Raw genomic sequence first — 18353 nt, 5'->3', positions numbered from 1 at the left:
AAGACTCCCCGTGCGGGTGGGCTGTCAGGCGCTAAGCTGACAGGGTTGTGGTACAGCGTTGAGCAGCCATTCACTGGCGTGGCGCGCCATACCGCTGGCGCGGATCACTGCCCGCTTGTCCTGGCGCAGGATATCCAGCCAGTAGCCGATATAGCTGGCGTGCTGGAGCCTGCCCTGCATGCCGCAATGGGCGCAAAGGAAGGCGCTACCCATCTCCGCCACTAACTCTTCAGCGGCGTAGAGTGCTTCGGTGCGTTCTGCTCCGGCAATACCGGGGCGGTTGAGGCGTGAAGCGTGACCGGTGGCGTGCGTCAGTTCATGCAGTAGCGTGGCGTAGTACGCCTCGCTGCTTTCAAACTGCTGCGGGTGCGGCATCATCACCAGGTCGGTCGCGGGTTTGTAATACGCTTTCGACTGGCGGCGATGGCGCAGCGTCACGCCGCTATTCTTCGCAATGGTTTCGGCCATCTCCACAGGCTCTGCGGGTCGGGTAAACGGCTCGGACAGCGACTGCGGCAGGCCGTCACACTGCGACAGGTTAAACAGCCGAAATTCACGAATAATCCCGAAATGCCGCACCTTTGGCTCACCGTCTTTATCCAGCAACGGCTGGCCGAGTGCATCGGTCTCTTCCTGTGTGCGCGGCAGATACAACACCGCCAGAGAGGATTTCTCCCCCCGGCGCACCTGCCCGCCGAGCGCGCTGACCTGATGGAACGTCAGCCAGCGGTCGCTGGCGAAACTCTGCTTGTCGGCGCTGTTCCACAGCAGCGGTATATTGATGCCGTGATACGGACGACCGGATAACGCATTGATCGGGAACGGCGGCTCGCCATCACGCCACGGGCGGATCCACGGCACATTGCCGTTTTCCAGCTCAGCAATAATCTGGTCGGTGACTTTCTGGTAGATATCGTTGCTTCTGTCCATTGTGCGATCCTCATGGAAGAAGCCGGAACCACCTCCGTCCGGAAGCGACTCCGGCGGGGAGAGGTTATGCCTGTTCAGCCATCGAGACCTGCACATAGTGGCCGTGATAGTTGAGCGACAGCGGTAATGCGACAGGGACTTTCATATCGCCCTGCGGCGGCTGGCAGTAGATCGTAAAGGTGACTTTCTTGCGGGACGTCCCGGCGGTGCGCAGGGTCAGCAGTACGACGAGCAACAGATTGCCCAGCCGTTCTTCCACCTGCTGCGGGTCGGCGGGAAATTCCACAGCGGATTGCCAGACATCAGGGGCGATAACCACCGGCATTAACGATGGTTTTTTATCGAAAAGCGACATGGTGTTTCTCCTGTAAATGAGCAGGGGACACCCTTCGCAGGGCATTTCCCTGCGGGATGGAATGGTACGGGTATCCTGCGCATTTGCGCCGTTCGCACCTTCCGGATACATGGCGAACTTACTGCATGGCTGGCGGTAGTGTTTTCTGCGCGGATGATAAAAGGGAGGGGAAAATCTTTACTTGGGCTGAAGAGTTTACGGTGCACCAAGTAGATGTAACTTTCTGAATTAATGGCTAAAAATCTAGTGATATTGAATATTGCAAATGTTTACTGAATTTTATTTTTGATGAGACTAATATTGTGCTCGATTATAGGGGAGCATCATGAGTGAAAGTGTAAGTTACTTTGACAAAGTCATATCTTTAATAAATGCAGTGGTACCAGTCCTAGCTATTTATTTTGCTCAGAGGCTTTGGCATGCCAAAAATATTGAGCGAGCGCATCAGGCGGCAAATGATTTTCTTGACGAAATGACATCATTACCAATGAGAGTAATGTTACTAGAAACAGAGATGGTCAGAGGGTTAGTTAGAGCTGAATCAGTTATTAGTTATAAAAATAAAAATGAATTTGTGTGTGAGTTGCTGCGTCTTATGGATAATTCGAATAAGATCAAACTTTCGTTTTTTAATTCCTATGAAAGAGTTGTTCGAAGGGGGATTAACATCAAACCTTCCCAAAAACATATGAAACTCGAAAAATCTGTTATTGAGTTTACTGAACATGTTTCAAAAATTCTCCAGAATGCAGCAGAGGCTATTAGTAGATCGACAACAACAGAAGAATATAGAGAGCCATTCAGAACGTTAGCTGGTGCTAGAATTGTTATAACCAAAAATAAAAATACACTCAATGAAGCCTGTGCTGCTACAAAGGATATTTCGTTTGATGACTATTTTTCCTTTCCTTCAGCATATGGTTGGTTCAGGCATAAATGGGATAGTTTGATTCGACCTTTTTTATTTAAACCGTTTAAAAATATGTAAGGATAGATTGAAGCCATTTTCTAATACTTTTTGCCAGTTATTGTTATTAGATGATTATTCAGATTTAAAACCTTCTCAAGAATATTATCTACGGTAAACGCGTTTTACTGACGATCATTTTCCCGACCTGTTCGCCAGCGCTGCGGATATCACCGACAGCGCTGCCCATCACCCCAGCGACTGCTGTGCCGATCCTGACGCCTGCCCACGTCAGCGCGCCCAGCCAGAATGCGGGTAACACTAGGAACATCACGCCCATAATAATATTCACAATCAGATCGTCGGAGGTGTTTTGCAGGCCCCAGAGGTTGAAGTACGAGTGGGTGTCGCTGTCGTACATCATCTGCATCAGCCAGTTATCCAGCCAGCGTGCCAGTTCCCACCAGAAGGTGAGGAAGAACAGGGCGAACTGCACAAAGCTTAGCGTGATGACCGTTTTAAGATCCCATGCCGAGAACAGCAGGATCACCGGAATACAAATCACCAGCGCCATTTCGAGGAAAGCCTGCACCATCGGCAGTGCCTGTCGGACGTTATCAAAAGCCGGAAACAGGGCGTAGCTCGAAAGCCCCGCGCCAATGATCCCGCCCACACGACTCAGCAACTGCGTCTGGCTGAGATTATTCCCCGCACTCCCACCAAACCCGTTGTACACCAGCCCGCCCTGCGATACCTGCATATTGCGCGGGCTCACCAGCGAGCGCAGTACCGCTTTTTCATATTCCTCTTTCGACTGCCCCAGTTTTTGCAGTTGCTGCCAGAGCGTGGTATCGACCTGCTTCAGTAGGCGGTTTTTCAGCCCCGCATCGCCATCGGACCACCACTCCTTACACGCTGGATAGCCTCCGCCACCTGTATCACTCAGGCCATCATCGCGGCTGGCGTCATAAGGCCAGGCGACACGGGGTGAGCGGGAATGATCGTGGTCGTAATAGCCCGGCGTGGAGAGGTAAAAAGACGATCCCACCCAGTCCACCTCCCGGCTCTGTTCCTCGCTGATATCACTGCCCAGCCGCTTGAGTCGTGCGCGCGACGGGCCATAACAGTCGTTAACGAAATCCTGTAACTCCTGCGCCATCGCCGGATCGGCAATCCGGGTGTGCTGCACTTCAAAGCGCAACTGGCGCAGGTCCGGCTTGCAGGGCAATACCGCGACGGCGGCGCTGGTGATGCCCTTGCCCAGTGCGTGGGTGAAGTACCACCACACTGGCACCGAGGCGCTCTGGCCGCTGAGTTCATTGATCAGTGGCGCATATCCGGAATCGCCGGGCTGTACCACCGACCAGCCGCACTGTTTTGTGCGCTGGCTGTCGTAGGTGAGTGCATTGATATCGACATTGAGGAACGGCACACCCGTAAAGAGGATCACCAGCAGGGCGCTGTAGAGTGAGTGCTCCACCCAGACGACCAGCAGGCGGGCGACGTTGCCTTCGTCCGTCCCCTGGCCGCGCGCTTTCAGCCACAGGGCAATCAGTTTTGCCAGCAGGGGCAGGGCGAACAGCCCGGTGGCGGTCAGCGTGTGCCACACGCCGTTGTTCACCAGCCAGCTGAGCAGGGTGAGCACATACTCGAAATAGCTGTTGGCGGTCATCGCGGGCTGTCCGGCTGCGGGTTATTCAATTGATGTAAGCGGCGGTCGCTATCGTCCGGCACCTCCACCGCCTGTCCCTGAAGCTGATCGCGCTGCTGTTTGCGTTGTAGGATCTGGCTGGCGGTATTGCGCGTCAGCGCCTGGCGGAAATCGAGTTCCAGCTTAAGCTGGCTCAGCTCTTTATCCAGTTGGGCGGTGGTTTTGCCTAAGCTGTCCTGCGCTTCTTTGACGTTGGCGATATTCGGCTCGCGCATGCCCGCGAGCAGCGTGCGCCGGGCTAGCAGCGCCTGTTCGGTGATGCGGGCCAACGCCAGTTCTCCCGCCAGTCGTTCAGTGAGGACGGCAACGTCCGGGTCGTCGCCTAGCGCCTCGACCACGCCGCGGGTAAGCTGCATGGATCCGCCGGAGGCTTTCGCCAGATTGTCGAAACCGGGTTTCTGGCTGCCATTAACCAGATCGGTCAGAAGGGGCAGGATCTTCGCCTTTTCTTCATCGATCAGCGGATGCAGGCCGATCCCAGCCTGAGCGCCGGAACGCGCATCCGGATCGTCGGTGGCCTGCGCCACGCTGATGGTCTGCTCGCCGACAACACGGGTCATCCATCCGGCGGCTTCTTCAGGGGATGTCCAGGTGTTACAAAGTTCCCCGTCGCATTCGGAGACGGTAAGAGACGTGGTGCTGGTGGCGGGCTGCTGGTTGAGAATATTCCAGCCTGCGGCGGTGGCGTCATGGACTACCTTAATCGGCGGCTGGCCTTTGCCGCCGCGCTTTTCGCCACCCACCCAGCGTTTACCCTTTTCGGCGGCCTCTTTTGCCGCTTTCTGGTCGGTGCGAATGGCGTCATTATCGCTGGCGGCGAGGGACTGGTAATTCTCCGCTTTGGCTCCGGAGAACCAGGCGGAATCTGTCGCTAAATCGGTCATCTTCTCCGCCATTTTCTGGCAGTTCAGCAGCGATTTATCAAAATCCAGCCGTCCCTGTAATACGCCGTTGGTCAACAAATCATAAAGCTGCGGATTGGCGCGCTGGATAATCATCGCGGGCAGGCTGGCAACCGCCCCGGTGGCGCTCTGGATAACGTTGCCCATCAGTTGCTGGAAGCCATTGGTGATGCCATTTAGCTGGTTGCGCACCGTGGTGTCGATATCGAAATTGCCGCACATCATATCGGCGTTCCAGCCAATCCCCACGCTGAGCGGCGAGGGGCTGCGGCGCACGGGTGGCGGCATTACCGCCTCGCCGCCGCCAATCTGGTAGTAAAGCAGGTCGTCAACCGCGCCTCGCGTGCGGAAACTGTAGGCGTCTGCCGCCACGCAAACCCAGGAGAAAAACAATAAGACCAGGCAAAGGGCTCTCATCACCGCCTCCGTTAACCCGTACTGCCGAGGAAGGTTTGCCCCCGGCGCGGACAGCATTTGTAAGGCCGCCACAGCGTCCAGGTGTACGCACCATCCTGCGCCAGCTTGTCGGCGTAGGTGTCGGTGGCGCTGCCATCCGGGAACACCGAACAGGCGGCGGATTTTTTCGGCGAGAGCATTTGCCAGCGATGGTTATCGCTGTCGCCTTCGATAACCGGGGAGGGCGGCCAGTATCCGGCGCGGGATGAAGCCGTCAGCGGCGTGTAGATATGCGGTTGTCCGGTACGTGTCACCAGGTCGGCCACACGCTGGGCGATAACGGCAGCGGCTTTATAGTCGTGCGTCTGGCTGATGGCTCCGGCGTGCGGGTAGACATTGCCCCATATATCGCCGTTCTGACCGACTTCCCGCATGCCTGGCGTCAGCGCCTCCGGGTATGTCATTTCCGGCACACCGCTGCGCCACGCCAGCGTATCGAGTTGACTTAAAAAGTACGGTTGAAAAGGCTGCGATGAAGGCGAGCAGATATAGCCAAACTGGGTGAAAAACGTCGCCAGTTCATCCCCTGCCGGGAAGCCAATGGCATCGGCATTTTTAAAGCGGATCTTGCTGTGTTGGCTGGCCGAGCGCGGATTGGTGTCGCCGCCGCCTTCGGCAATGCCGGGCAACGGTGGGCTGAGTAACGTCATCTCCGCCCACGGATTTTGCCCGGTGTTGCTGTAAGCCGACACCACCAGATCCGGGCGGAAATGACTGACCTTCACCGACGTGCGTACCGAGCAACCGAGCGGCGTGCAATAGAGCCAGTAGCACAGGCCGACCACCCGATAGTTCACGCAGTCCGGCGATAGGGCGGAAGCGGCGATTTCCGGCGTGGTAATGGCTCTGAGCGGGAAAGCGGCGCACAGCATCAGGGGCAACAGAAGAGAAAAGCGGTCTGGCATAACGCCTCCAGCAACAGAGTTTTCTTCTGCCGGGTGTAGCGCAATGCCCATAAGATCACTGCTGAAAACTGGAGCCCGCCCGTGAAAATTGTTGAGTCTGGCATCAACCTTTGTTGGGCTTTCTGGTGCTATTCTGTGGTTCAGGCCGGGCTACGAAAGTGGTTCCGGCCTGTTTTTTTCTTCATTTTTTATTGTGTTTAAGGAGCAAGACTTATGCCAGTAAAACGAAAACATCTGACCCGCCATGAAGTGGGACAGATACTGCTTGCAGCGGACAGAGGGATCCATTTTGAGCGGGATTACTGCCTGATTCAGATGTGTTTTTTACACGGTCTGCGGGTCAGTGAACTGTGTGGGATGCGCCTGTCGGATATCGATTTGGTCGGGCGTTCGGTCTATGTCCGACGGCTTAAAAACAGTCTCTCAACGCAGCATCCGCTGTTTGATGCCGAATTGCCCGCGTTGATGCGCTGGCTGAAGGTGCGCCGCCGCTGGCGGGAGGCAGACAGCGACTGGCTTTTTCTGTCGCAGAAAGGAGGCCCGCTGTCGCGTCACCAGGTCAGGTTATTGCTCAGACGTTACGGCGAACTGGGCGGTGTCAGTATTTCCGCATATCCCCATATGCTGAGGCACGGATGCGGCTACGCGCTGGCGGACCTGGGGCGTGATACGCGTCTGATACAGGATTATCTGGGGCACCGGAACATCCGGCATACGGTGATTTATACGGCGACAAATACGCAGAGATTTATGAATGTCTGGGGGAATATGAGAGAAAACCACACAATTAGTGCCAGAATGTAAAGTAGTATCAGAAAAATTTAGCAAAGTGTCAAAATTTTTCTGAGACCCCTTTTGATAACGGATTATCTCTCTGTTTTTAAATAATTATTCTGATCTAATGCAGCTTAACACACCTTTGGTACCCTGCTGGCAACGTGCGTGAGTCGTCCACGTTGCCAGTTTTCATTTGCTCACCGCCTTACTGTTTTATGCCATTCCGCAAGCTCAGCCCCTCTGCCGATGGCATTTTATTTCTCATTCTCTTCTTCCACATCATTTTCTCCTGAACTCACCACTCTGGCACTAACGGGAAAGTCTAATGCAGATTTTTTCACCGCCAGAGTGATGCGGGGCCGAGTCCCGAATGTTCTTTCATCAAGGAGAAACACATGAAAAAAACGATGTTAAGCGCGTGTTTTATGCTGGCGGCGGCTAATGCCATGGCTGCCGACGGTACCATCCATTTCATCGGTAGCATTACTGACCAGACCTGCAAGATCGACACTGGCTCCCAGAATCTACCGGTGAACCTCGGCAATGTTGCCCAGACCGCCCTTAACGGGGCGAAGGGGATGAGAGCGGCGCCAACGCAATTTACCATCAACGTGAGCGAGTGCCCGGAAACGGTCACTGGTGCAAATGTGAAATTTGACGGGACATCCGATAACAACGACCAGAGTCTGCTGGCGCTGGACAGTGGCACGGGCATCGCCACCGGGGTCGGGATCCAGATCGCAGATAAAAACGGCACGGCCATCCCGCTGCACTCCGCTTCATCCGACTACACCCTCGCAGAAGGCGCAAACGCGCTCGACTTTGTCGCCCGCTATGTCTCCACAGGCCCGGCGGTCACCACCGGTACAGCAAACGGTACCTCTGAGTTCACCATCATTTACAAATAACGCTGTGCCGTCGCGGGGCGCATTCTCCTCCTCCTACCCATGCGCCGCCGCATAACAGGGAGCGTTTCGCAGGGATGCGTATTTTTCGTCCGGAGATAACAAGATGAACAGGTATGCAGACATTTTGCTGGCGCTATTGCTGGCCGTATTTACCGTGCAGGCACAGGCCGGGATTGTCATTGGCGGGACACGGATCATTTATAACGGCGACAAAAAAGAGACCTCCGCTTCTATACGCAACCCCGACAGATCCGGCGTCTGGCTGGTGCAGAGCTGGGTGGACAGTGGCGTGAAAGGCAGCAAAACACCGTTTATCGTCACGCCGCCGTTGTTTCGCATTAATCCAGGCGAAGAGAACATCCTGCGCATTGTGCGCACTGGAGGGAGCCTGCCTGAAGACCGGGAATCGGTGTTCTGGCTGAACGTGAAGTCCATTCCCGCCACCGACGACAGCGTGCCGCATAACAACGTTCTGCAGGTGGTGGTGAAATCCCGCCTGAAACTCTTTTACCGCCCGGCGGGGCTGGAAGGACAGCCGGAGACGGCTTACCACCACCTGTCGGTCTCCCGTAGCGGCAATCGTCTTACGGTCAGCAATCCCACGTCTTACTACGTCACTTTGTTCACCTTAAAGGTGGACGGGCAGGAGATCAAAGAGGCCGATATGGTGCCGCCGAAAGGCAGCGTCAGCTTCACGCTGCCATCGGCCACGGCGTCCATGGTGAGCTGGCAGTCGATCAGTGATTACGGCGGCGTCAGTCAGACCGAAAGCCGTAAGCTCTGAAGGAGGGAATATGAATAACCCGAATTCCCGACTGATGATCTTCCTGCTGGCGCTGTTGCTGATTATGGTGCTGCTATTGGGTTATCTGCGTCATGCGGAAGCCCGCGAGACCTTCAATACCCACGCGCTGGAGCTGGACAGTCCGGGCCAGCCAGTTGTGGACTTATCTGCCTTTGCCGAAGCCGATGGCCAGCTACCGGGTACTTACCGGGTGACGGTGTATGTGAACGGCGAGCAGCAGGGCGAAGCGCAGGACATTGCCTTTGTTGCCGGGCCGGATAAAAAACTCAGCGCGCAGTTAACCCCTGCGATGCTGAAAGACTGGGGCGTGAATACCGCCGCGTTTCCTGCGCTTGCCGCACTGCCTGCGGACAAACCGCTGGAGGATATTGGCCGCTATATCCCGATGGCTTCCAGCGAACTGCGTTTCAGTAAACTGCAACTGAATCTCAGTATCCCGCAGGCGGCGATGAGCGCCACCGCGCGCGGCTGGGTGGATCCGTCCGAATGGGACGAGGGCGTACCTGCCGCACTGCTGAACTATAACCTCAGCGGCAGCAATACCTGGCGCGACGGAGAAAATGGCTCCGATGATAACTACTACGCTAACCTGCAAAGCGGGCTGAACCTCGGCGCGTGGCGGCTGCGCTACTATTCCACCTGGAATTACGACGAGGATAACGGCAGCCACTGGGATTCAGTGAACACGTATCTTCAGCGGGATATCCAGCGCCTGCAGGGGCAACTGACGCTCGGCGACAGCTATACCCCGTCGGACATCTTCGACAGTGTGCAGTTTCGCGGCGCGCAACTGGCGTCGGATGACAATATGCTGCCGGACAGCCTGCGCGGGTTTGCCCCGATCATCCGCGGTATTGCACAGTCGAACGCCCAGGTCACCATTAAGCAGAACGGCTACACCATCTATCAGAGCTACGTCGCACCGGGGGCCTTCGCCATCAGCGATCTCTACCCGACATCGGGCAGCGGCGATCTGGAGGTCACGATAAAAGAGGCCGACGGCAGCGAGCGAACCTTCATCCAGCCGTTCTCGGCGGTACCGATTATGCAGCGTGAAGGCCGTCTGAAATATGCCCTCACCGCCGGGAAATACCGCAGCGGCAACAGCGACAGCGATGAGCCGGAGTTCGGCCAGATAACAGCGATTTACGGCCTGCCACATGCCATCACGATTTATGGCGGCACGTTGTACTCGGAGGACTATCAGTCCGGGGCGGCAGGACTGGGGGTTGGTCTCGGCGAGCTGGGTTCGGTTTCCGCTGACATAACCGCCGCCCACACCACGCTGAATAACGATGAAACTCACGACGGTCAGTCGTACCGGGTGCAGTACTCAAAAGATTTTCAGGCCACCGATACCAGCTTCACGCTTGCGGCGTACCGCTATTCCACGGAGGGTTTCTACACCTTCCAGGAGGCGAACGATTTACGCTCAGACAGCGACGACGGCTGGCGGCTGACGTACAACAAGCGGCAGAAACTCCAGCTCGATCTCACCCAGAGTATCGGCAGCTACGGTTCGTTCTTTGTTTCCGGCTACCAGCAGGATTACTGGCATGAGGACGGTTACGAGCGCACCCTCAGTACCGGCTGGAACGGCAATATCAACGGTATCAGCTACAGCGTTTCCTACAGCTACAGTGATTATCCGGACAGCACCCAACCTGCCGACCAGCAGCTGGCGTTCAGCATCCAGGTTCCTCTCAGCCGCTTTATGCCGAACGCGTGGGCCAGCTACAGCGTCAACACTGCGAAGCACGGTGACACCAGTCAGCAGGTGGGCCTCAATGGGACGGCGCTTGCCGATAACAACCTTAGCTACAGCCTGCAGCAGAGCTACACCAACCACGGTACCGGCGGCTCCGGCAATATCAACGCCGACTACAAAAGCGGGCAGGGGGAAATCACCGGCGGCTACAACTATGACGACGATATGCAGCAGGTGAACTATGGCCTGAAAGGGGGGATTGTCGTCCATCCGCATGGCATCACGCTTTCCCAGCCGCTCGGTGACTCACTTGCCATCGTGAAAGCGCCCGGCGCGGACGACGCGAAGGTGCAGAACAACACCGGGGTCTATACCGACTGGCGCGGCTATGCGGTCGTGCCGTACGTCAACGCTTACCGGAAAAACCGCATCGCACTGGACACCAGCACGCTCGGTAATGGAGTCGATATCGACACCGCCGTGCAGACGGTGACGCCAACGCAGGGAGCAGTGGTGATGGCGGACTTCAACACCCGCGTCGGACGGCGCGTACTGATGACGCTGCTTTACCGTGGGTTGCCGGTGCCGTTCGGCGCTCAGGCGAAAATGAAGGAAGGCGGCAGCGGCATCGTTGGCGATGACGGACAGGTATACCTGACGGGCGTCCCGGATGAAGGTGATATCACGGTGAACTGGAACGGAAAACAGCAGTGCGTGGTGCATTATCGGCTACCGGAGAGTGCCGCAAACGCGCCGGTAACGGAAACTGAACAGGAGTGCCGGGAATGAAAGGATTATTAAAATCAGGCTGCCTATTGCTGGCATTATGGCTGGTTGCTTTTGGCGCACAGGCCTCATGCCAGTTTGCTAATGGCGTGACATCGGAGATCTCTGGTTATCTCAGCTTTGGCAATGTGGCAGTGCAGCGGGATTCTGCGGTGGGTAGTGTTATCGCCACGGCCACCACGGGGGCGTATAACGGCGGCAATAACATTGCGGGGTGCAGTGAAGCATGGACCTACCGCTGGGAGCTGAGTAAATGGGGAACGCTGAGCACGCTGGGGGGGAATATCTATAACACTAATGTTCCAGGGGTTGGTATCCGGCTGACGAACAGCTCTTCCGGTAAAGTGCTTCCCTATGACCAGAGCGCGGGCGCGAATGTTTATATTTACATCGGTGCTGATGGTATTAAAGCTGAATTAATCAAAACGGGCGATATTACGGGCGGAACCCTGGATACCGGTATGCTGGCGCGGGCCTCGGTGGCAAACCAGTTTTATTTTGCCAATGTCACCCTGAATGGCACAAATACCATTACCTCTGAATCCTGCTCCGTTACCACTAACCCGGTTAATGTCCCGCTGGGGGATCATGACAAAAGTGAGTTCAGCGGTCCGGGTACCGGAACGGCCTGGCAGACATTCAATATCAATCTGAGTTGTGTTCAGGGCGCGCGGATTAATGTGCGTATTGACGCCACGGCAGATAGCGACGCAGGCGTACCCGGCGTCATTAAACTTGACAGCGATCCCGTTAATGCCAGCGGTGTCGGCGTTCAGGTCTGGTATCGCTATGAAGACAGCCCGGTACAGTTCGGTCAGGAGCGGTATTACTACACCTCGCCATCAGGGGGTAACGAATATGTTCAGCTTCAGGCGCGCTATTATCAAACTACGCAGAGCATCACGGCCGGGAAGGCGAACGCCACGGCAACGTTTACGTTGACGTATAAATAGCTACCTGAACAATTTTAAAGGTTTTAGACTAACCCTCTGTTTATCAGGGAAGATGATAATGACCCAATATTGGTGGAAAGATCTTTTTGATCGCAATAATAACTGGCAGGGTCTGGAGCTGACACTCAAGAGCAGCCAGAGGACCGATGTGGCAATGGAAATGCTAAGTGGTCGGTATGGGCGAATGGCGCTACAGGTCTCCGGTAAGACATTATTCTGGGCATCAATGTTGAAAGATCATTCCGGTGTCTGGTTGGTGTTTAATGCCGATCATTCTGCTTGCCAGACATTATTACCGGCTGTCACATCTGAAGATATTGAGGGGATTAAAAGCAAAGGCAAACGGGCCTGGACAGGTGAATGGTGTCGCTATTTTTCCCGGCAATTAATGAATGCGCCAGTGCCTCTTCTGTCTCCTCGCCGATGGCTGATAAGGCCGATGGAGGCCAAATATTCATTACCGAAATTATCCGGACAGCGTGTTCCTGTAAATAGCTGGCGTTTTGATGCCCCAGAAAGCAGCGGGAATATCGGCTGTAGCTGGACGCTCTACGGCGAAGATTTTCCTGATTTGGTCAATCCTAACAAAGTCAGATTCGTGGACTGGTGGTGGGGAGGTAGCCTGCTACTTGGGCGTTATCCGATACAACCTGATGCCGGAAGGTTGAAATGGTGGCGTAAAAAATGCCGGGAGGGTGCGCTGCCTCCAGTACTTGTCTGGTATATAGCAGGGCTGGGATCATTTGTTATTCTTGATGGTCATTATCGTTTACAGGCAGCGATTGCTGACGAGATCCCTCCTTCATTTCTGGTGCTCAGCGAATTGCAGGAACGGGATTTTGCTACCGATCAAGACCATCGGGCCCGTATTGTCCGGGCTTTAGAACAGCAGCTCAAAAATCCTAAGTGCAAAATCGATGGTGTAAATCAGACGCTGATTAATCTTTATGATACACGCTATCTTTATGCCTCAACCCATAGCCGCGCGACGCTTGGCGAAGGAACGCGTTGGGCACTGGAGGTAGAAAGCTATCTGCAGCGGCATCAGCTGGAAGACTATCGGGACAGGATACTTCATGGTGCTAACGATGAATGTTGAATTAAGGATAACAAATGGCGGCATTCTTTAGGGAATACAGAGTAAACGGGCTTGCGGATACCAGCATCCCTGCTGGCGACTATTTTAATGACACTGGTTTTTGACTCTCGAGACTCTGGTGTACCGCCTCACAAATACGGCTTACCGCCAGTCCGCTCATTGCAGTGACCGGGTACGGTGACTTGTTCCTGACTGCCCGCACAAAATCATTGATGGGGTCGATACCAAAACCGCTGGCGACACCGTTGCGGTAGTTGATGAAATAGCTGTTGGGCGTGAGCGTCATGCCCGGCGTGGTGATTTCCAGCCCGCGATGCTGTGAAGTGCTGCGGATATACGTTGCCTCGCAGAGAATATCGATACGCCCGTCGTTGTCCTTCGGAAAGCCTTCCGGCAGCACCCACGAGTTTTCCACCACCCACGAACTGCCGTCGGCCATCGTCAGCAGGCTCTGCACGCTGTCAAAAGTATCGAGGCCGCATTCGGTCATCAGCCGTTTCTGCCCGACGGCATACACCGACACCACCTCCTGTCCGGAAAGGTGCCGCACCAGGTCAAAACAGTGTGAGCCGAGAAACCACACCGGGGAGCTTGCGCCCGCCCAGTTCAGCCACTCCGTCGGCACGCTGATAACATCGTCCATACTGATATGACCGCGCAGGATGCGCCCGGCTTCCGGCTTTTCCAGTTCAGCCTTAATGCGCATCACCGCAGGGTCCCAGCGTTTGTGGAAATCGACGCCGACCAGCAGGTCCCGCTGCCGCGCCATCTCCACGATAAGCTCACACTCGCGTACTGAGGTGGCGAGCGGTTTTTCCGCCAGCACATGTTTGCCGTGGCGCAGGGCGGTGAGGATGGATTCGGTGTGGTACGGGTCAGGTGTCGCCACCGAAACCACGTCGATGGCTTCCTCCTGTAACAGGACATCCAGCCGGGTATAGCCCATCACGCCGTAGGCCATGGCGAGGTCGTCGCAGCGTTCTGTGTCGGTGTCGCAGATGGCGACCAGTACCGTGTCCGGGTTGTGGCGGTACGCGTTCATGTGGTGTTTGCCGTAGATACCCGCGCCGACCACGGCGGCTCTGATTTTGTTCATGATGATGTCCTCAGAATAAGCCCAGGGAAAACAGCCAGCCGACTATTACCGCAAGCGGCCCGGTTAACTGGCGTGAGAGCAGAAAGGCAGGGACGCCCTTCGCGATGGTCTCGGGTTTTGCCTCCTGCATGGAAAGACCTACCGGCACGAAGTCGCAGCCGACCTGCACGTTGATGGCGAACAGCGCGGGCAGGGCGAAGGCCGGGGATATCGCGCCCGTGCCAATCTGGGTGCCAATCATTACGCCGATGACCTGTGAGATGGCTGCCCCCGGCCCGAGCACCGGGGAGAGAAACGGAATGCCGCAGATGAGCGACAGCAGCACCAGTCCCCACAGTGAGTTCGCCAGCGGCGTCAGGGAGTGGGCAATCAGGCTGCCGAGTGCGGTTTCCTGCACCAGCGCAATCAGCAGCGAGACAAAGGCCATAAACGGGATGACGTTGCGCAGCGACACATCCACCGCCTCACGGCTGGCAGCGAACAGCAGGGCGATAACGTGACCGACGGCGGTGCCGGTCTGCTCGACCATGCGCACCAGTTTTTCCGCGCCACGTGGAGGCGGTGGCGTGCTGATAACCCGTGGTGCAGCGACAGGCACGGATTCCGGTTCACTGTCCGGGGCTTCGGCGGTATCCACCAGAACCAGTTGCTCCGGGGTGACGCCGGAAACGTAGTTCTCTTCGGTAATAAATTGCGCCAGCGGCCCGGCGCGCCAGGTGGGGAGCACGTTGATGGTCGGGATGCCCTTCTGCGGGTACAGGCCGCAGCGCAGGGACCCGGCGCAGTTAATCACCACGCACAGGATGTCGTTATCAGGCGGGATATCGGCGAAGCCGTTCACCACTTCCGATTCGGTGAGTGCGCCAATTTCTATCGCAACAGGATGGATTTCCCGCCCGGTCAGCGACAGCACCTTTTTACCACTGCCCACGGGCAGCCACAGCCCTTTACCGTAGCCGCCGGGACCGGGCGGAATCAGTACCGTGTTCATGGCCGTCCCTCCTCAATCACCAGATTGCCGTGCAGGTCACGCAGGTTCGGCACCGGGCCGGAGAGATGAACCGCACCGACGTGGCAGGGATTCAGGTCACCGTTAAACACCAGTGTCAGATGTCCGAGTTCAAACAGCGCCTGCTGAGCCCCCTTGCCAACGGCAGTCACCAGATAGTCGTGCCCCGCCAGCATCAGGCTGTCGCCGGGCAGTATCATCAGGCTCTCTTCCCGGAACGACGGCTCCAGCGACAGGGAGTAATCGAGGCAGTCCTTCGGCCCGTTGCTGTCGAAGGTGATGAGCATTTTGTCGGTCAGGCCGTCGGCGACGAACAACCCAATGGCGACGATACGCGCGCAGTAAATCATCATGGCGCATTCCCCCGCCTGCTGAGCCGCAGGAACAGGTACTCGGTGATAATCCCGCGGATTAAACCAATCAGCATGGCGGCAGCGATATAGCGCAGCGCCAGCGATGTGACGGGCAGGCCGAGCGCCTTAACCCCGGCGGCCACGCCGAGCCAGACGAACAGCTCCGACGGCACCACATGGGGAAACAGGCTGGTGAGGGGATGGGCAGTGGTGCCGAGCGCATCTTCATAGCCGGGTTTACTCTTCTCAGGTAAGAGCTTACCGAGCGTCAGCGCGCCCGGGCTGCTCATAAAGAACCAGCCGAGTACCGGCAGCACGCCGTAGGTGAGAATGCGCGAGCGGCCGAGCAGGACGGCAACTTTCTCCATCCGCACGGTGCCGACCAGTTTCATCAGGAAGTTGATGGCCAGCAGCAGACAGATAAGCATCGGGATTAGCCCGGTCATCATGTCGAGGAAGATTTTGCCTGCGGCCTGGAACAGGTGGATAAAGCCTTCAGCCAGGGAGACCAGAAACATGGCGGCCTCCTGTTATCAGCGTGATGGTGTTGGGTTGTGGTTCGGTGTGCATAAACAACTCTCCTGTCAGGTGTCGTTGGTTAATGCGTCCTGCCACTCACAGCGCGGGTCGTTATGTCCCGGAGTTGTCGGTTGTTGTCATGGGGTAAAGCGGTTTTCGGGGTTCACGTTTGTTACTGGAATTGAGGTAACGACCGGGCCAGATTTCTGATGGATGCATGTCGAGCGCGATGGCAATCAGCCACTCGCCTTTCGGCCACGGGCGCGTCAGGGTATTCGACAGCGTTGACGAGGCCAGTCCCGCTTCCCGCGATAGTTTCGCCAGACTGGTACCGCGCTTGTGTAAGGCGGCGACGATGTCGGCTGGGTGCCAGTCTTTTTTAGCCATTTCGTTTACCTCAACTAATTGTTATTTATATAAAAAATTTGATAACCTTAGGTTTGGTGTAATGTGTTTTTAAAAGGTGATCTAAAACATCAATACTAAGGATAACTTAGTAATATTTGTCAAAGCAACACTGAGAATTCCCCTGTTTACTGGAAATGGAAGGGGGATCTCATGTTGACGCATCGTCTAAAAGAAGCGCGGATTAGGGCGGGTTTATCGCAGGAACGTTTAGGTATACTTGCAGGAATTGACGAAGCTACTGCCAGTCCAAGGATGAATCAGTATGAGCGGGGGACGCATGCGCCTGATTTCTCCTTGGCTTGCAAGTTTGCTGAGGTATTGAACGTACCAGCTTGCTATTTCTATACGGTTGAAGATGATTTGGCTGAATTGATGTTAATCTTGTGGTCAACATCAGAACAAAAGCGTACAGATGTGATTGCTTATGCTAAAAACAACATTACAAAGTAACGAGCTAACATTACTCTCAGTCTATTCAGATAAACGTTATATGATGATTTTATTTGGTAAGGTGTGTTTTTTAGATGTGAAGACGTAATATTTAGTATATTAATAAATATTGAAGAGACTGCCCTCATTTTATAATGTTACAAGGGCAGGCATGTTTGTTAGGCAATTATAACTGTCGTACATCAAAGCCAAAATATCGAAGCACCTTGGTTGTTCGGCCGTTAATAACGGGTAGATTTTCTTTATTTATCCATCCAATCAGCTCTTGAACATTTGATTGTCCAAAGGCATTAAGTTTAAATTCATCGTTATAGATACAATCAGACATTCTTTTGATAATGTCTCCTTTTCCATATAATAAATAAGTGATGGTCTTTTTTATTTGACTGATGTCATTGCTTGTTGAGAATTCTTCTATTAATGTGTCCAGTCCTCCTTTGTAAAATCTTAAGCGATCATGAAAAGAGTGAAGAACACATAATGCATCAACTATTTCTCCGGCATTGCTTTGCTCAATTGAGTCTGGTGATTTAAATACATTGTAAATGAGAGGGTAATTTATAGGGACAATTCTTTCTTCAAAATGCTCCCATGGTGTTGATAACCATTCATTTACTAGTGTACGCAGATGAGATTTTTGCATATCAGTCCACCCGAGTGGCTGGGCTAACCAAGTTTCTTGAGTTGCATAGTAATCACGTACAAAACTGAAAAATGAATCAATTTCAAGGCGTAACGGAATCTGTTCTTCAGGAACTTTTCTTTGAAAAGATGAGTATATCTCTTCTATACATTCAAAAGCATAGACTGATGTTTGATATGATTTTCGATAAGACTCCAAAAATATAGAGCTCTGTGAGGTGTGTTTTTTCCCTCTATTTATATTTGAGTAATTTATATCTCCTATTTTATCCAAAACTTCGTTGTCAAGATTTATTATTTGAGATGATAGTTTTGAATATTTATTGTAAATATTTTTGTAATCTTTTATTGCTTCTTTGCTTAGTACATTAGCAGACTCCCAATAGTTAGAGAATAGACTGGTTAATTCTTCGAATCTGTGGTCCTCTGAATTCAAACTAACCATTACTTCTTGATTTGTCAGGAGAGCGGCATTAGTTAAATTGGCAGAGCCAACTAATAATAATCTATCTCCAAAAATATAAAGTTTGGGATGGAATGAATTGTTGGTAAAGAACCTTGCTTCAACATTTTTATGTGAAAGTAATTTTTCTAAAGCAAATGGCGATGTAGGAAAACCCAATCTTACAATGATTCTAATATGGCATCCTTTTTCTAGCAGACTGTCAATTACA

Annotated in this window: 19 protein-coding genes; 8 read left to right on the top strand and 11 right to left on the bottom strand. The window is 54.2% G+C overall.

Annotated features, from left to right (window positions below):
* Positions 1-24 precede the first annotated feature (24 nt).
* Positions 25-930 (bottom strand): ArdC family protein, encoded by a 906-nt coding sequence (locus URZ40_RS06340; protein WP_060815958.1) that lies wholly within the window; start codon positions 928-930, stop codon positions 25-27.
* A 64-nt stretch (positions 931-994) separates the two neighbouring features.
* Entirely contained in the window at positions 995-1285 is a 291-nt protein-coding gene (locus URZ40_RS06335; protein WP_001561267.1) for a hypothetical protein, read from the bottom strand.
* Between the two features lie 325 nt (positions 1286-1610).
* On the opposite strand from URZ40_RS06335, the gene URZ40_RS06330 reads away from it, so the two are divergent.
* Positions 1611-2273 carry a hypothetical protein gene (locus tag URZ40_RS06330; RefSeq protein ID WP_058668493.1) on the top strand — a complete coding sequence of 221 codons (663 nt, stop codon included), beginning with the start codon at positions 1611-1613 and terminating at the stop codon, positions 2271-2273.
* A gap of 88 nt (positions 2274-2361) precedes the next feature.
* Here URZ40_RS06330 and URZ40_RS06325 read toward each other — a convergent pair whose 3' ends face one another.
* The 3 genes from URZ40_RS06325 to URZ40_RS06315 are packed head-to-tail and all read right to left on the bottom strand — an operon-like array spanning position 2362 to position 6166.
* A complete protein-coding gene (locus URZ40_RS06325; protein ID WP_320720072.1) occupies positions 2362-3864 on the bottom strand; it encodes a conjugal transfer protein TraG N-terminal domain-containing protein in 1503 nt (500 codons plus the stop codon).
* Positions 3861-5222 carry an integrating conjugative element protein gene (locus tag URZ40_RS06320; RefSeq protein WP_320720071.1) on the bottom strand — a complete coding sequence of 454 codons (1362 nt, stop codon included), beginning with the start codon at positions 5220-5222 and terminating at the stop codon, positions 3861-3863. The genes URZ40_RS06325 and URZ40_RS06320 overlap by 4 nt, the downstream gene beginning before the upstream one ends.
* 11 nt (positions 5223-5233) lie before the next feature.
* The gene (locus URZ40_RS06315) at positions 5234-6166 is read right to left on the bottom strand and encodes a TIGR03756 family integrating conjugative element protein (protein ID WP_320720070.1); all 933 of its coding nucleotides are present in this window, start codon (positions 6164-6166) and stop codon (positions 5234-5236) included.
* A 213-nt stretch (positions 6167-6379) separates the two neighbouring features.
* Between URZ40_RS06315 and URZ40_RS06310 the strand changes: the two genes are divergently transcribed.
* From URZ40_RS06310 to URZ40_RS06285, 6 genes are all read left to right on the top strand, one after another.
* Positions 6380-6970 carry a tyrosine-type DNA invertase gene (locus URZ40_RS06310; protein WP_032718898.1) on the top strand — a complete coding sequence of 197 codons (591 nt, stop codon included), beginning with the start codon at positions 6380-6382 and terminating at the stop codon, positions 6968-6970.
* Between the two features lie 368 nt (positions 6971-7338).
* Positions 7339-7851, top strand: a complete 513-nt coding sequence (locus URZ40_RS06305) for a fimbrial protein (protein WP_320720068.1) — start codon at positions 7339-7341, stop codon at positions 7849-7851.
* Between the two features lie 103 nt (positions 7852-7954).
* Entirely contained in the window at positions 7955-8635 is a 681-nt protein-coding gene (locus URZ40_RS06300; protein WP_025713661.1) for a molecular chaperone, read from the top strand.
* 10 nt (positions 8636-8645) lie between these two features.
* Positions 8646-11153 (top strand): fimbria/pilus outer membrane usher protein, encoded by a 2508-nt coding sequence (locus URZ40_RS06295; RefSeq protein WP_320720064.1) that lies wholly within the window; start codon positions 8646-8648, stop codon positions 11151-11153.
* Positions 11150-12103 carry a fimbrial protein gene (locus URZ40_RS06290; RefSeq protein WP_320720062.1) on the top strand — a complete coding sequence of 318 codons (954 nt, stop codon included), beginning with the start codon at positions 11150-11152 and terminating at the stop codon, positions 12101-12103. Before URZ40_RS06295 ends, URZ40_RS06290 begins: the two co-directional genes overlap by 4 nt.
* Before the next feature lie 58 nt (positions 12104-12161).
* Positions 12162-13202: a ParB/Srx family N-terminal domain-containing protein gene (locus URZ40_RS06285; RefSeq protein WP_320720060.1), complete on the top strand. Its 1041-nt coding sequence runs from the start codon at positions 12162-12164 to the stop codon at positions 13200-13202.
* Positions 13203-13281: 79 nt separating this feature from the next.
* Here URZ40_RS06285 and URZ40_RS06280 read toward each other — a convergent pair whose 3' ends face one another.
* From URZ40_RS06280 to URZ40_RS06260, 5 genes are all read right to left on the bottom strand, one after another.
* Entirely contained in the window at positions 13282-14298 is a 1017-nt protein-coding gene (locus URZ40_RS06280) for a Gfo/Idh/MocA family protein (RefSeq protein ID WP_182033577.1), read from the bottom strand.
* Between the two features lie 10 nt (positions 14299-14308).
* Positions 14309-15289 carry a PTS glucitol/sorbitol transporter subunit IIB gene (locus URZ40_RS06275; RefSeq protein WP_320720059.1) on the bottom strand — a complete coding sequence of 327 codons (981 nt, stop codon included), beginning with the start codon at positions 15287-15289 and terminating at the stop codon, positions 14309-14311.
* The gene (locus URZ40_RS06270) at positions 15286-15660 is read right to left on the bottom strand and encodes a PTS glucitol/sorbitol transporter subunit IIA (protein ID WP_182033581.1); all 375 of its coding nucleotides are present in this window, start codon (positions 15658-15660) and stop codon (positions 15286-15288) included. The genes URZ40_RS06275 and URZ40_RS06270 overlap by 4 nt, the downstream gene beginning before the upstream one ends.
* Positions 15657-16178, bottom strand: a complete 522-nt coding sequence (locus URZ40_RS06265; protein WP_182033583.1) for a PTS glucitol/sorbitol transporter subunit IIC — start codon at positions 16176-16178, stop codon at positions 15657-15659. Before URZ40_RS06265 ends, URZ40_RS06270 begins: the two co-directional genes overlap by 4 nt.
* A 112-nt stretch (positions 16179-16290) precedes the next feature.
* On the bottom strand, positions 16291-16566 hold the full coding sequence (locus URZ40_RS06260) for a helix-turn-helix transcriptional regulator (protein WP_182033585.1): 276 nt from the start codon (positions 16564-16566) through the stop codon (positions 16291-16293).
* Between the two features lie 171 nt (positions 16567-16737).
* Here URZ40_RS06260 and URZ40_RS06255 point away from each other — a divergent pair, with 171 nt between their 5' ends.
* Positions 16738-17037 carry a helix-turn-helix transcriptional regulator gene (locus tag URZ40_RS06255; protein ID WP_042928503.1) on the top strand — a complete coding sequence of 100 codons (300 nt, stop codon included), beginning with the start codon at positions 16738-16740 and terminating at the stop codon, positions 17035-17037.
* Positions 17038-17203: 166 nt separating this feature from the next.
* Here the strand turns inward: URZ40_RS06255 and URZ40_RS06250 are convergent.
* Positions 17204-18353, bottom strand: a 1150-nt coding sequence (locus URZ40_RS06250; protein WP_320720055.1) for a phospholipase D-like domain-containing protein, incomplete at its 5' end; no start/stop codon positions are given.

Origin of the sequence: Enterobacter sp. 296B2, from assembly GCF_034106185.1 — a bacterium.
GTDB classification, from domain to species: Bacteria; Pseudomonadota; Gammaproteobacteria; order Enterobacterales; family Enterobacteriaceae; genus Enterobacter; species Enterobacter cloacae_N.
This window is presented reverse-complemented; position numbering and strand designations above follow the sequence as displayed.